Here is a 12,741-nt window from a genome sequence, read left to right on the forward strand (position 1 = left end):
CTCGGGCGGATTCGGGTGAACGCGGGTCAGCTGCGCGGCGATGACGCCAGGCGGGCACGCAGGTGACGCAGATAGGCCAGGCCGCGGATCGCCCGGCTGCCATACCAGGAGACCATTTCCCCGTCGATCAGCGTGGCGCGTGCGCCCGGCAGCTGCTCGGCCAGCTGCCTCAGGTGCCGTTCGCGAAACGCGTACGGTTCGCTGGCCAGCAGCAGCCAGTCGGCTTCTCGCGCCAGTGCCGGCAGATCGACTTCCGGATAGCGCAGGGCGCTGTCTGCCGGCAGGCTATCCCAGCCGGCAGCGGCCAGCATGCGCGAAATATAGGTGTCGCGGGCGACGCTGAGCCAGGGCTGCTGCCAGATCAGGTAGAGAACGCTTTGTCGCGGCAGGGTCCCGGTCTGGGTGCAGAGGGCGGCCCATTCGCGCTCGAAGTCGGCCGCCAGCGCCCTGCTTCGCGCCTCGACTTGCGGGTCGCCGCCGAAGATGCCACCGAGCAGCTCGTAGAGAGCGAGATTGTCGCGAACCGTCAGTGGGTGGGTGACGATCACCTGCGGCACGAACGCGTGCAGGGCGTCGACTTCCTCGCGGCGGTTCTCGTCGATATTGACGAGCACGTGTGTCGGCGCCAGGGCGCGCAGCTTGTCGATCGAGAAGCCCTTGGTGCCGCCGACTTTCGGCAGTCGCCGAACGATCTGCCGCGGATGAATGCAGAAGCCGGTTCGGCCGACGAGGTATTCGGCGAGGCCAAGGTCGACCAGCAGTTCGGTGAGGCTGGGCACCAGTGAGACGATGCGCGGGGTGTCCGCGCAGCGAGCGTGTTGCTTGCCGATCGCGTCAGACCATTGCATGATTGGCGTTTTGAGGTGAGAGAAGCGGAGGAGCCGATGCTAACGCAAAAACTGGCTGTCGTTACCGGCGCCGCACGCGGGCTTGGCCTGGCGGTGGCGCGCGATCTGGCCGCCGCCGGATGCCAGGTGCTGATGGTTGGCCGCCATGCCGAGGCGATCGAAGACGCCGCGCGGCAGTTGTGCGCGAGCGGTCACGACGTCCTCGCACACACCGCCGACGTGACCGACGCCGGTGCCGTCGCGGCCCTCGCGGCACGCCTGCGCCGCGAGTTCGGGCGTGCCGATATTCTGGTCAACAACGCCGGCGTGTTTCTCGAGCGCAAGGACTTCGCGCAACCACAGGCGGCCAGCGTCCTCGTCGTCGACCCGGAGTTGGCCGCCGCCGCCTACGCCGGCAATGCGCTGGCGCCGCTGCGGCTGATTCAGGCGATTGTCCCGCTGATGCGCGAAAACGCCTGGGGGCGCATCGTCAACGTCTCGTCGACCATGGGGCAACTGTCCGCCATGGGCGGCTCCTGGCCGGCCTACCGGATGTCGAAGGCGGCGCTCAATGCCTTGACCCGACTGACCGCCGCCGAACTCGAGAACAGCCCGATCAAGGTCAATTCGGTCTGTCCCGGCTGGTGTCGGACGGCGATGGGTGGCCAGGACGCGACGCGTAGCGTCGATGAAGGGGCCAAGGGGATCGTCTGGGCAGCCCTGTTGCCCGACGACGGTCCGAGCGGCGGCTTCTTTCGCGACGGCCAGCCGATCGACTGGTAGGGCCGGGCGAGCGCGGGCGACCTTCCCGGCGCGGCCCGCTACGCCGATGCCCGCGCCGCGCTCAGGCGCCGGGCGGCGCCCCGAGCGCGGCGCGCAGGCGCTCGATTTCTTTCCCCAGCTGCTCGACCAGCGCGTCGAGTTCCGGGGGCTCGCCAAAAGGGCTGCGTTGTTCCAGGCGCTGCGCCAGCTGGACGGCGGGTCGCGCACCGAAAATCGCCAGCGTTCCCTTGAGGCTGGCGGCGGCCGTCGCCGCCCGGCGGCGCTCGCTTTCGGCGAGCGCGTGGCGCAGTGCGTCCATATCACGCTGCGAATGTTCGAGAAACAGGTCGCTGATCAGCGCCACCGTCTCCTGGTCGGCCGTCGCCAGCGCCGCGCCGTAGTCGAAGGCGGCGCTGCCAGGACGGCTCGCCTGCTGCTCGGCGCTGGTCGGGCCGGACGCCGCCGCGCGCGGGCCGATGCCTTCCCCGTCGGCCGCGCCGGCGCCATGCTTGAGCAATAACTGCTGCAGTTGCTGGCCGTCGATCGGCTTGGCCAGATAATCGTCCATGCCGGCGGCGAGGCAGCTTTCCCGGTCACCGTGCATGGCGTTGGCGGTCATCGCGACGATCGGCTGTCGCCGCTTGCCAGCGGCCATTTCGGCCGCGCGGATCCGGCGCGTTGCTTCGAGCCCGTCCATGATCGGCATCATCATGTCCATCAGCACGACGTCGAAGCTTTCGCCACGCAGCCGATCAACGGCGGCCTGGCCGTCCTCCACCAGTGTGACGCGGTGACCCCGGCGTTCGAGCAGCCTGATCGCCAGTTGCTGGTTGATGGCGTTGTCTTCGACGAGCAAAACGGCCAGCGACGGTCCTGCAGCAGGCGGCGCCTGCTCGTCCGCGCGCGCTGCGGTCGCCGTCGAGCGCTTGTCGAAGGCGCGAGCGAGCGCGTGCAGGAGCTCGTCGCCGGTCAGCGGTTTGCCCAGCTGGCCGGCGATTCCGAGGCGCCGGCAACGCTCGCTGTCGCCTTGCCAGGGGGCTGCGGAGACGATCAACAGGAGCATCGACTCGCCGCCGGGGAGTGCGCGCAGCCGTCCGGCGAGCGCGTACGCGTCGCCGTCGCGAAGATCGGCGTCGAGCAGCGCCAGGTCGACCGAGTCTGGCGCTGTCGCAAGCCGCGCCACGGCTGCCGCGCCGGATTCGACGGCGCTCACCGCCGCCCCGGCGGCTTGCAGCGTGCGTGTCACGACGGCGCGACTGAGCGGCTGCGGGTCGACGATGAGAATGCGTCTGTCGGTCAGCTGCGGAAGTGGCGCTGGCTGCTCGAGTCCGTCGACGCCGCAGCGGATCGTGAAATGGAAAGTGCTGCCACGACCGACCTGGCTTTCGACCCAGATGCGCCCGCCGAGAAGCTCGGCCAGGCGCGCCGATATGCTCAGTCCGAGACCGGTGCCGCCGTACTTGCGGGTGACCGACCCGTCGGCCTGCGCGAAGGGGTCGAAAATCGTCGCCAGTTTTTCTTCGGGAATACCGATGCCACTGTCGGCCACCGCGAAGTGCAGATCCAGCTCGCCATCAGCGTGTCGATCTGCGCTTTCCAGGCGCAGCAGCACCTCCCCGCGGGGGGTGAATTTGATCGCGTTACCGACCAGGTTGAGCAACACCTGGCGCAGGCGACCGGCGTCGCCGAGCACCAGTCGCGGCACCGTGGGGGCGATGTCGCAGATCAGCGCCAGTTCCTTGTCGTGCGCGCGCAGCGCGAGAGACTTGAGTGCCTCGCCAACGCTGCGCCAGAGATCGAAGGCGCAGTGCTCGGCGACCAGCTTGCCGGCCTCGATCTTGGAGAAGTCGAGGATGTCGTTGATGATCGTCAGCAGCGCGTCGGACGAGTCCTTGACGATCTGCATGCAGGTGCGCTGTTCATCGCTGAGCTCGCCGTCGAGGAGGAGATGGGTCATGCCGATGACGCCGTTCATGGGCGTTCGTATCTCGTGGCTCATGTTGGCCAGAAACTCGGACTTGGCGCGGTTGGCGGCTTCCGCGCCTTCCTTGGCGCGGCGCAACTCCTCGGATGCGTTCTTGGCGGCTGAAATATCGGCCAGGTAACCGTTCCACAGCATGCCGCCGCTGGCCGTCGGCGTTCCCTGCGCTTCGCCGTGTACCCAGACGCTGCCGCCGTGCTGGCGATGAACGAGGCGAAAGTCGACCGACCAGCGCGACTGACCGGCGGGCGTTGTGGCCATCGACGTCTCGACCCGTTGCCGGTCGTCGGCATGCACCAGCGCAAACAGGGTGTCCGCGCTGGCCATCGCTTCTTCGGCCGGGACGCCGCAGATCTGCTCGATGGCGCGGCTGAAGAAGTGGAAGACGTGCGCGCTGCGCGAGCGCTGGTACTGATAGACGGCCACCGGGATGTTGTCGGTCACTTCGCGCAGGCGCGCATCGCTCTCCTTGAGCAGGCTGACGTCCTGCCAGATGCCGGTGAAGATCGGCGCTCCGTCCGCCGCCGGCGGCTCGGGCGCCGGGTTGATCTCGCCACGAATCCAGCGCAGCGCGCCGTTGGGCAGGCGAATCCGGTACTCGCCCTGCCAGGCCTCACGGCGCGCCGCCGCGCCGCGGATTCCATGCTCGACGCGTTGCACGTCGGCGTCTATGACCTGTCGCGTGGCGAGATCGGAATCGGCGAGCAGGGCGCTGCGCTCCAGTCCGCGGATTTCGTGCAGGCGCTCGCTGAGAAAGGTATAGCGAATCCGCGCCGGACCAATCTCGCACTGGAAGACCACGGCCGGGACGCTGTTGGTGATCTGACGCAGGCGCGACTCGGCGCTCGATATCGCCGCCTCCTGTGCCTTGCGCTCGGTGATGTCGACGATCGCGCCAAGCAGGCCGGCGATGCTGCCGCCGGCCTTGGTCAGGGTCGCCCGGTGGAAGATCGTGTCGCGCCGGCTGCCATCGGGCAACTCGACCTGCGCCTCGTAGACCTGCTGGCCGACTGCTTGCAGGAGCTGGCGATCCTTTTCCGCGTGCGCTTGCGAGAGTTCGGCCGGGAGGAGGTGGTGCACGGTTCTCCCGGTCCACTCGTCGCGCGCAATGCCGAAGAACTCGGCGAACGCGCGGTTGAGGTGCTGATAATGCCCGCCGGTGTCGGTGAGGTAGATCGGTAAGGGCACCACCTCGAACAGTTCCTGCACCAGGTGCAGCTGCTCCTGCAACTGTTCCAGCGCCAGCCGTCTTTCGGTGACGTCGTTGAGCGTTCCGGCGCAGCCGGTGAAGTTGCCGGCGGCGTCGAATTCGGCGCGGGCGAAGACCTCCAGCCAGCGATCGTCACCGTGGCGCGTCCGGTAACGCGCTTCCTCGCGGACAAAGTCGATTTTCCCCTGCGCCAGTGCCGCAAAGCGCGCCGTCGCGTAGGCGCGGTTTTCGACCGGTACGCTGGCCAGCGACTGGCGGCCGACGCTTTCGTCGACCGCGTAGCCGGTGATTTCGCGCCACGCCGGATTGAGGTAGGTCCAGAAACCGTCGGCGTCGGTTCTGAAGATCACTTCCTTGAGGCTTTCGACGACCGAACGGAAGCGCTTTTCGCTGTCGGCGAGTTGCGCTTCGACGCGCTCGCGCTGGCGCACCAGATCGGCCATCAGCGTCGACAGCGATTCAAGATCGTCGCCTTCCGCCGGCAGCAGTCCGCGGTCGTCGCCACGCAGCAGGCCGGCGGCGGTGCTGCGCAAGGAGTGGATGGCGCGCGCGCGACTGGCGAGGTCGTCACGCAAGCGGTCATTCGCCTGCAGTAGTTCGTTCGAGCTCAGGTCGAGGCTGCGCGTACGCAGGGCCAGGTCCCGATCGTTCTGCTCGTAGGCACGGTCAACCTGCGCCAGAAAGCTGTCCAGCCCGTTGAGCAGGAGCGCAGCCTGCGGCGAGACGGCGCCACTTGCGGCCAGTTGCCGGAGTTCGTCAAGGACCGACGCTGCGCCCTCCCCGTCGACTGCGAGGACACGCCGTATTTGCCGGTTAAGAAGTTTGTGCATGCCAGGGGGCGAGTGGGTAGGAGGTGGAGATGTGGAGAGGGGCAGGAGCTTGGCGAGAAACCTGGTCGGGCAACCTTCAGCCCTCACCGATCCAGGTGACGGTCATCGTCTGATTGTGCAGCCGACACGCACCGCTTGCGGCAAGCGGGCCGATTTCGCCGTAGGAATAGAAGCCGGCGAGCAGCGCCTGCGGGCCGAGCACACTGCCGACCGCTTCGACCTCCTCCTCCACGCGCCCGCCCATGACCAGCTTGCGGCCGACACAGCTGACCAGCAGGGCCAGTCCCTGCGCCTGCGCGGGGATGCTCGCCTGCACTGCTTCGGCGGCGGCTTCGGCGCCGCCGACCAGGGCGTCGGTGCTGGCGTGCATCAGCTTCAGGTAGCCATGCGGATCGATCTCGCCGGCCAGCGTCAGGCTGCCGTCGCGCTCATCGACGCCGAGGATGCTGCGGATGAGACCGGTCTCGCGGTGGTCGCTGCCGAGCATCGCAAACGGGAAGAGCAGGCCTGACGCGGGTAGGCCGCTGGCGTGCACGCCGAGGTAGCGCTTGTAGACGTCCAGAGCCGGCTCGCCGTCGAGTTCATGGAGCAGGTTACCCGCGCTGCGCGTCACCTTGCGCGCCGGCCCGAACGGCGACCAGCCGCCGAAGGAGCCGTGTGCGAAGCGCAGCGCCGGGCCGTAGAAGCCAAGGGCGACGACGCCGTCGCGGCGGATGCCGCCGTCGTCGAGCACCCAGGTCTCGCGAAAAGCATTGCCGTCGCCGGCCAGGCCACCGGCAACCGGCAGTTCGCTGCGCAGGACTTCGCCAATCCCGAGCAGCAGGGCGCTGCCATTGATGGATACGCCCTGAGCGAAGACCAGTACCGCGCGCAGGCCCTCCGGTGGCAGCTGTGTGGCCAGCCGCCGGCCGGCAGCCAGCGAGTCGTTCATTCCGCTCAGTCGGGTCGATGCCTGCACGAGCTGCGTGCTGGCGAAGCGTATGGCGGTCAGCACGCAGCTTTCGTCGCTGACGCCTGCAGCCGAGATCTCCCCGGCCGTCGAGCAGCCGATCCGCCTGGCCGCAGGAAAGGTCGCCGCCAGTGGCGCGGCCACGGCGCTGAGCAGGTGGCTGGCGCCGAAGGCGAGCAGCAGATCGGGCTGCAGGCGCGTCAGCGGGGCCAGCTTGTCGGTGATGTTTGTCGCATCGCGCAGGACGAGCTGAGCAATCTGCATGGGCAACACTCCCTGGTTCGCTTTCCGAGGCGCAGCAATCAGCCGTGCAGAATACTGTGCGCGGGCTTGCTGGGCAAGGCAGTACAGGCTGTTGAACGACGGGCAGGGACGTCGCCGCCTATTCGCCGGAGGCCTGTCGCGGTTTGCGCGGTGCGCCGACCATCAGCCGATCATAGACGGCGTTCGGCAGTAGCCGCAGAACGCGGGCGACGATGCCCATCTGCCAGGGGACGACGACGTAGCTGCGGCCGCGGTCGATGGCCCGCGCAAAGCGCGCTGCGGCGGCGTCGGCGGACATCAGGAAGGGCATCGGGAAGGGGTTGGCTGCGGTCATCGCCGTCCTGATGTAGCCGGGACAGAGGGTCACCACCTTGATCCCGGAAGGGCGTAGTTCGACACGCAGGCTTTCGAGATAGGTGATCACCGCCGCTTTCGACGCGCTGTACGCTTCCGAACCGGGCAGGCCGCGAATTCCGGCCACCGACGCGACACCGACCAGCCGCCCGCCACCGGCGCGACGCATGTTGCCGATGAACGGCGAGAAGGTCGCCGCCATGCCGAAGAAATTGGTGTCCATGACCCGGCGGATGGCATCCAGGTCTTCAGCGTGTTCGCTGAGCGTGCCCACCGAGATGCCGGCGTTGGCGACGACGATATCGGGAACGCCGAGACGGGCCATGAAGTCGTCGCTGGCGGCGCGCAAGGCAGCCGCGTCGGTGACGTCAAGCGGGTAGCAATGGACCTGCCCCGGCCAGCGTGCGGCGAGCTGCTCAAGGGCTTCCGCGCGGCGCGCGCAAAGGCCGAGCTGCGCGCCCCGCGCGGCGTAGTACTCGGCCAGTGCCTGGCCGATTCCCGACGAGGCGCCGGTAATGAACAGCGTGCGGACCGGTGGCGCTGGCGCTGCGCCGAGGGCACTCATCGCGCCGGCTGGCTCACTTCTTCTGCTGCTCGCTACGCGCCTTGGCGATCACCTGGTCGGTCAATGCCAGCAGGTCGCCGTAGCCCTTGAGATCCTTGCCGGCAACGAGATACCTGCCGGCGACGGCGAGTGCCGGAACGCCCTGGATCTTGTAGGCCTGGGCCATCTGATCGGCACGCTTGGCCTGGCTGAGAACCCCGAACGAGTTGTAGGCAGCGGTGAACTTCTTGCCATCGACCCCCTGCGCAGTCACCCAGGCGATGATGCTCTTGTCGTCAAAGAGGCGCTTGTTTTCCTGGTGCAGGGCGCGGAATACGGCACCGTCGAGCTTGGCCAGATCGCCACTCGCTTCCAGCGCGTAATAGAGCCTGGCCAGGCTGGCCCACTGCGGACGGCCAAAGGAGACCGGGACGCGCTTGAAGACCACGTCGCTCGGCAGGGCCTCGGCCCACCTGCTGACCAGGGGGTGAAAGTCCGCGCAATGCGGGCAGCCGTAGGAGAAGAACTCGAGCACTTCGATCTTGGCCGGATTGTCGCTGATCTGCGCCGGGACTATGGCCACGTAATCGCGATCGGCCACCAGTTCGGCGCGGGCGGGCAGGGCCATGGCCAGCAGCGCCAGGGTGATCGCGGCAAACCATCCACTGATACGTCCTTGCATTGTTTGTTTCTCCTTGTAGGCGGGGTGAGAGTGTGGAAGCGTCAGCGCGCCAGGGGTCTTGACTCAGTCCTTCTTGACGACGCGGGCGTCGATACCTTGCCTGGCCAACTCACCGCGCAGAATATTCACTTCGTCCATGCGCGGGTACGGCCCGAGGCGAACGCGGTACCACACCTTGTCCTGCAGCATGACCTGTTGAATGCGCGCTTCCACCCCCATTAACGCCAGCCGCGCCTTCTGGTTGTCCGCTTCAGCGACACTCTGGAACGAGCCGGCTTGCAGATAGATGGGTTTCTTGAGCAAGGGGTCCGCCTCGGGTTTCTTGTCTTCCGCCTTGCGCTCCTCGGCCTTGCGCTCCTCGGCCTTCTTGTCTTCCGCCGGCCGGACGTCCAGCGGCTTGATTTCGAGGGGTTTTCCGTCCAGGGGCGGGCTGGTCGCGGGAATGCTGGCCGTCGGACCGGGAACGCGCTGCGTCGGGTCGGGAATCGCTTCGGCGTTACCGGGCAGAATCTTGTAGAAGTCAAAGCGCGGTTTTTCGGGCGCCGTCGAGTCGCCAGGCTTGCCCGGCAGCGCGACCGGCGCCGGGGCCAGCGCCGGCATATCGGGCGTCGGTTCCGGGCGTGGCGCGTCGGTGACCGGCGGTGGCAGCTTCGGTTGCTGGCCGGTCGTGGTGAAGGGCAGGGGCACCTTGTTGACGTACCAGACCACGCCAGCGACAGCGATGACGCCAACGACCAGGCCAATGAACAATCCAAGCAGGGTGCCGCCTCCCGACTTCCTCTGCGGCGGTGTCTTGCGGGGTTTCATGTCACGACTCATGCCAGTCCTTTGTTTCTCTGATTACATCGATTCCGGGCAGCTGACGCCGAGAATCGCCATGCCGTTGCGAATCACCTGGCGGACCGCAGCCGCGAGCGCGAGGCGGGCATCGCGCAGCGCCGGCTCGTCGACCAGCATTCGCTCGGCGTTGTAGTAGCTGTGAAATTCGCCGGCCAGATCCTTGAGATAGAAAGCGATCAGGTGTGGTGCCAGCTCACCGGCGGCGGTCTCGACGGTCTCCGGAAATTGGCCCAGGCGGGCGGCCAGGGCCAGCTCGTGCGGACCGTCGAGGTGGCCAAGGTCGGCGCCGGCGAGCGTTTCCGGATCGCCTCCCCAGAGGGCCAGCAGCGAGCAGACGCGGGCGTGTGCGTACTGAATGTAGTAGACCGGGTTCTCGTTCGACTGGCTCTTGGCGAGGTCAAGGTCGAAATCGAGGTGCTGGTCAGACTTGCGCAGAACGTAGAAGAAGCGGCAGGCGTCGTTGCCGACATCTTCGCGTAGCGTGCGCAGCGTCACGAACTCGCCGGAACGGGTGGACATCTGCGCCTTGCGGCCCGAGCGATAGAGTATCGCAAACTGGACGAGCGCCACATCGAGCCGCTGTGCATCGAGCCCGAGCGCAGCGACGGCGCCCTTGACGCGCGCGATGTAGCCGTGATGGTCGGCCCCCCAGACGTTGATGATCCGCTGGAAACCACGCTCGTACTTGTTGACGTGATAGGCGATATCCGACGCGAAGTAGGTGTACTGGCCGTTCTCGCGCTGCACGACGCGATCCTTCTCGTCGCCGAAAGCGGTCGACCGGAACCAGCGTGCGCCGTTCTGGCGGTAGAGATGGCCGGCCCTGTCGAGTTGCTCGACGCAGCGCGCCACCAGGCCGGTCTCGAAGAGCGATTGTTCGGAGAACCAGACGTCGAAATGCACGCCGGATTCCTCGAGGTCGCTGCGACAGTCGGCGAGCTGTTCGGTGAGGACGTGGTCGTGCACGTATTTCCAGTCGCCAGCGAGCAGGTGCTTGGCATTGGCGATCAGCGCGTCGAGATGCGCCTCGCGCTGCTGCGCCGCTTCGGCGTCGGTGCGCTCCGCGTCGGGCAGGCCGGGAGTGCCGGCGATGGCGCTGGCCGCCGGACGCAGGAAGCGCGGGCCGCGGGCCGCCAGCAACTGCCTCGCCATCTCCGTCACGTAGCTGCCCTTGTAGGCGTTGCTCGGGAAAACGATCGCCTCGTCGGTGTCGCTTTCCTCGCCGGCGAGTTCCAGATAGCGCAACCAGGTCGACAAGGCGAGAATGTCCATCTGCCGGCCGGCGTCATTGACGTAGTATTCGCTGGTCACGTCCCAGCCGGCGAAGGCGAGCAGCTTGCCGAGGCTGTCACCGTAGGCTGCGCCGCGGCCGTGGCCGACGTGCAGCGGCCCGGTCGGGTTCGCCGAAACGAATTCGACCAGCACTTTCTCCTTGCTTCCGGCCGACGAGCGGCCGAACGCCGGGCCGTCTTCGAGCGCGCTGCGCACCGCTTCGAGGCGGGCAGTAGGGTGCAGGTGAAAGTTGATGAAGCCGGCGCCGGCGATTTCGGCGCTGCTGAGCAGCTCCGACTTCGGCAGTTCGGCGAGCAGCAGCTCGGCGAGCTGGCGTGGATTGCGTTTCAGCGAACGCGCCAACTGCATGGCCAGGTTGCACGAGAAATCGCCGTGTGTGGCCTGTTTTGGCCTTTCGATGTGGATTTCGCTGCTCGCAACTTCGGCCGGTGCAACGCTGCGCAGCGCGGCACGCATCAGCTCGGCAAGGTGATATTTCAGGTCTTGGCTCATCAGGGCGCGTCGGGTGATCGATTCTATCGAGCCGTCGATTATACGTTGCCAAGGCACGGCCAGCGACGATAGCCGGCGCGATGCAGCCCGTTTCTGTGTAAACTCGCTGCTTTGCCGACCACCGGGCGCCCCTCCGCCGTGCGACTTTTCCGCCTCGCCAAAATCCTCAGCATTTCCAGCCGCTTCGGCCTCGACGAGATGATTCTCGAACACGAGCCCAGTGGTCGCCTGGCTGCGCTGTCGCGCGCGCTGCACTTCTGGCGACGCTTCGACACGCCGTCGGCGGTTCGCCTGCGCCTGGCGCTGGAAGCGCTGGGGCCGATTTTCGTCAAGTTCGGACAGGTCCTGTCGACCCGCCGCGACCTGTTGCGGCCGGACATCGCCGACGAACTGGCCAAGTTGCAGGATCGCGTGCCGCCCTTCTCGTCCGAGCTGGCGCTGGCGCAGATCGAGGCCGCCTACGGCCGGCCGGCCAGCGAAGTTTTTGCCGAGTTCGACTCGACACCGGTCGCCAGTGCGTCGATTGCGCAGGTGCACTTCGCGCGCCTGCGCCCCGAAGACGGGGGCCACGAGGTGGCGGTCAAGGTCCTCCGTCCGGAAATGCGCAGCGTCATCGCCAACGATCTGGCCCTGCTCGATACCCTGGCCGGATTGCTCGAAAGCGTGTGGTCGGACGGCAAGCGGCTGAAGCCGCGCGAGGTCGTCGCCGAATTCGCCAAGTACCTTTACGACGAACTCGACCTGATGCGTGAAGCGGCCAACTGCTCGCAGCTGCGGCGCAATTTCCACGGCTCGCACCTGCTGCAGGTCCCCGAGGTGTACTGGGATCAGTGCACGACGACGGTGATGGTCATGGAGCGCATGCGTGGCATCCCGATCAGCCAGACCGGGGCGCTGATCGTCGCCGGCGTCGACCTGCCGGCCCTGTCGCGCGCGGGCGTCGAGATTTTCTTCACGCAGGTTTTCCGCGACGGTTTCTTTCACGCCGACATGCATCCGGGCAACATCTTCATCGCCACCGACCCGGCGCACCACGGCCGGTACATCGCACTCGACTTCGGCATCGTCGGGACGCTGACCGATTCCGACAAGAACTACCTGGCCCAGAACTTCCTGGCCTTCTTCCAGCGCGACTACAAGCGTGTTGCGACGGCGCATATCGAAGCCGGCTGGGCGCCGCCCGATACCCGCGCCGACGAGTTCGAGGCCGCCGTGCGCGCCGTCTGCGAACCGATCTTCGACCGCCCGCTGCACGAAATCTCGTTCGGCCGCGTGCTGCTGCGACTCTTCCAGACCTCGCGCCGCTTCAACGTCGAGATTCAACCGCAGCTGGTGATGCTGCAGAAAACCCTGCTCAACATCGAAGGCCTCGGTCGTCAGCTCGACCCCAATCTCGACCTCTGGAAAACCGCCAAGCCCTTCCTCGAGCGCTGGATGAACGAACAGGTGGGCCGGCGCGCCTTCCAGCGCGGCGTGCAGCAGGAAGCGCCCAACTGGGCGCGCATGCTGCCGCAGCTGCCGCGCCTGGTGCACCAGGCGCTGGCGCGGCCAGAGGCGCCAGATGTGGCGCCACAGCTGGCCAAGCTGGTGCGCACGCAGCGGCAGCAGAACCGCTTGCTGGCGGTCATCGTCGTGCTCCTGGCGGCGCTGCTGCTGAGCCAGTACTTCGCGCCGCACCTCGGCTGATCGTGTCCAGCGTGGTCGCTAGCGACG

At 67.1% G+C, this 12,741-nt stretch carries 9 protein-coding genes; 2 read left to right on the top strand and 7 right to left on the bottom strand.

From position 1 onward, the window contains the following. Window positions 1-26: 26 nt before the first annotated feature. The gene (locus tag QZ613_RS15200; protein ID WP_043569350.1) at window positions 27-848 is read right to left on the bottom strand and encodes a helical backbone metal receptor; all 822 of its coding nucleotides are present in this window, start codon (window positions 846-848) and stop codon (window positions 27-29) included. A 36-nt stretch (window positions 849-884) separates the two neighbouring features. Here QZ613_RS15200 and QZ613_RS15205 point away from each other — a divergent pair, with 36 nt between their 5' ends. Beyond that, window positions 885-1,610: an SDR family NAD(P)-dependent oxidoreductase gene (locus QZ613_RS15205; protein WP_043569352.1), complete on the top strand. Its 726-nt coding sequence runs from the start codon at window positions 885-887 to the stop codon at window positions 1,608-1,610. A gap of 61 nt (window positions 1,611-1,671) precedes the next feature. Here QZ613_RS15205 and QZ613_RS15210 read toward each other — a convergent pair whose 3' ends face one another. The 6 genes from QZ613_RS15210 to argS all read right to left on the bottom strand — a co-directional run bounded on the left by QZ613_RS15210 (window position 1,672) and on the right by argS (window position 11,028). Beyond that, window positions 1,672-5,610 carry a PAS domain S-box protein gene (locus tag QZ613_RS15210; RefSeq protein WP_291983091.1) on the bottom strand — a complete coding sequence of 1,313 codons (3,939 nt, stop codon included), beginning with the start codon at window positions 5,608-5,610 and terminating at the stop codon, window positions 1,672-1,674. Window positions 5,611-5,686: 76 nt separating this feature from the next. After that, window positions 5,687-6,823, bottom strand: a complete 1,137-nt coding sequence (locus tag QZ613_RS15215; protein WP_043566238.1) for an FIST N-terminal domain-containing protein — start codon at window positions 6,821-6,823, stop codon at window positions 5,687-5,689. 118 nt (window positions 6,824-6,941) lie between these two features. Then, the gene (locus QZ613_RS15220) at window positions 6,942-7,742 is read right to left on the bottom strand and encodes an SDR family oxidoreductase (protein WP_291983093.1); all 801 of its coding nucleotides are present in this window, start codon (window positions 7,740-7,742) and stop codon (window positions 6,942-6,944) included. Between the two features lie 13 nt (window positions 7,743-7,755). Next, complete coding sequence (locus QZ613_RS15225; protein ID WP_291983095.1) at window positions 7,756-8,403, bottom strand: thiol:disulfide interchange protein DsbA/DsbL; 648 nt, start codon at window positions 8,401-8,403, stop codon at window positions 7,756-7,758. Between the two features lie 63 nt (window positions 8,404-8,466). Further along, the gene (locus QZ613_RS15230) at window positions 8,467-9,210 is read right to left on the bottom strand and encodes an SPOR domain-containing protein (protein WP_291900690.1); all 744 of its coding nucleotides are present in this window, start codon (window positions 9,208-9,210) and stop codon (window positions 8,467-8,469) included. A 33-nt stretch (window positions 9,211-9,243) separates the two neighbouring features. After that, the gene (argS, locus tag QZ613_RS15235; protein ID WP_291983097.1) at window positions 9,244-11,028 is read right to left on the bottom strand and encodes an arginine--tRNA ligase; all 1,785 of its coding nucleotides are present in this window, start codon (window positions 11,026-11,028) and stop codon (window positions 9,244-9,246) included. A 138-nt stretch (window positions 11,029-11,166) separates the two neighbouring features. Here argS and ubiB point away from each other — a divergent pair, with 138 nt between their 5' ends. After that, window positions 11,167-12,714: a ubiquinone biosynthesis regulatory protein kinase UbiB gene (ubiB, locus tag QZ613_RS15240; RefSeq protein ID WP_043566223.1), complete on the top strand. Its 1,548-nt coding sequence runs from the start codon at window positions 11,167-11,169 to the stop codon at window positions 12,712-12,714. Window positions 12,715-12,741: the final 27 nt, after the last annotated feature.

The organism is Candidatus Accumulibacter sp. ACC005 (genome assembly GCF_907163215.1).
Lineage (GTDB): Bacteria > Pseudomonadota > Gammaproteobacteria > Burkholderiales > Rhodocyclaceae > Accumulibacter > Accumulibacter regalis.

Excerpts from the sequence above, each read along its gene's own strand:
- QZ613_RS15200 (WP_043569350.1), bottom strand. The coding sequence starts at position 848 with ATGCAATGGTCTGACGCGATCGGCAAGCAACACGCTCGCTGCGCGGAC.
- QZ613_RS15205 (WP_043569352.1), top strand. The coding sequence starts at position 885 with ATGCTAACGCAAAAACTGGCTGTCGTTACCGGCGCCGCACGCGGGCTT.
- QZ613_RS15210 (WP_291983091.1), bottom strand. The coding sequence starts at position 5,610 with ATGCACAAACTTCTTAACCGGCAAATACGGCGTGTCCTCGCAGTCGAC.
- QZ613_RS15215 (WP_043566238.1), bottom strand. The coding sequence starts at position 6,823 with ATGCAGATTGCTCAGCTCGTCCTGCGCGATGCGACAAACATCACCGAC.
- QZ613_RS15220 (WP_291983093.1), bottom strand. The coding sequence starts at position 7,742 with ATGAGTGCCCTCGGCGCAGCGCCAGCGCCACCGGTCCGCACGCTGTTC.
- QZ613_RS15225 (WP_291983095.1), bottom strand. The coding sequence starts at position 8,403 with ATGCAAGGACGTATCAGTGGATGGTTTGCCGCGATCACCCTGGCGCTG.
- QZ613_RS15230 (WP_291900690.1), bottom strand. The coding sequence starts at position 9,210 with ATGAAACCCCGCAAGACACCGCCGCAGAGGAAGTCGGGAGGCGGCACC.
- argS (WP_291983097.1), bottom strand. The coding sequence starts at position 11,028 with ATGAGCCAAGACCTGAAATATCACCTTGCCGAGCTGATGCGTGCCGCG.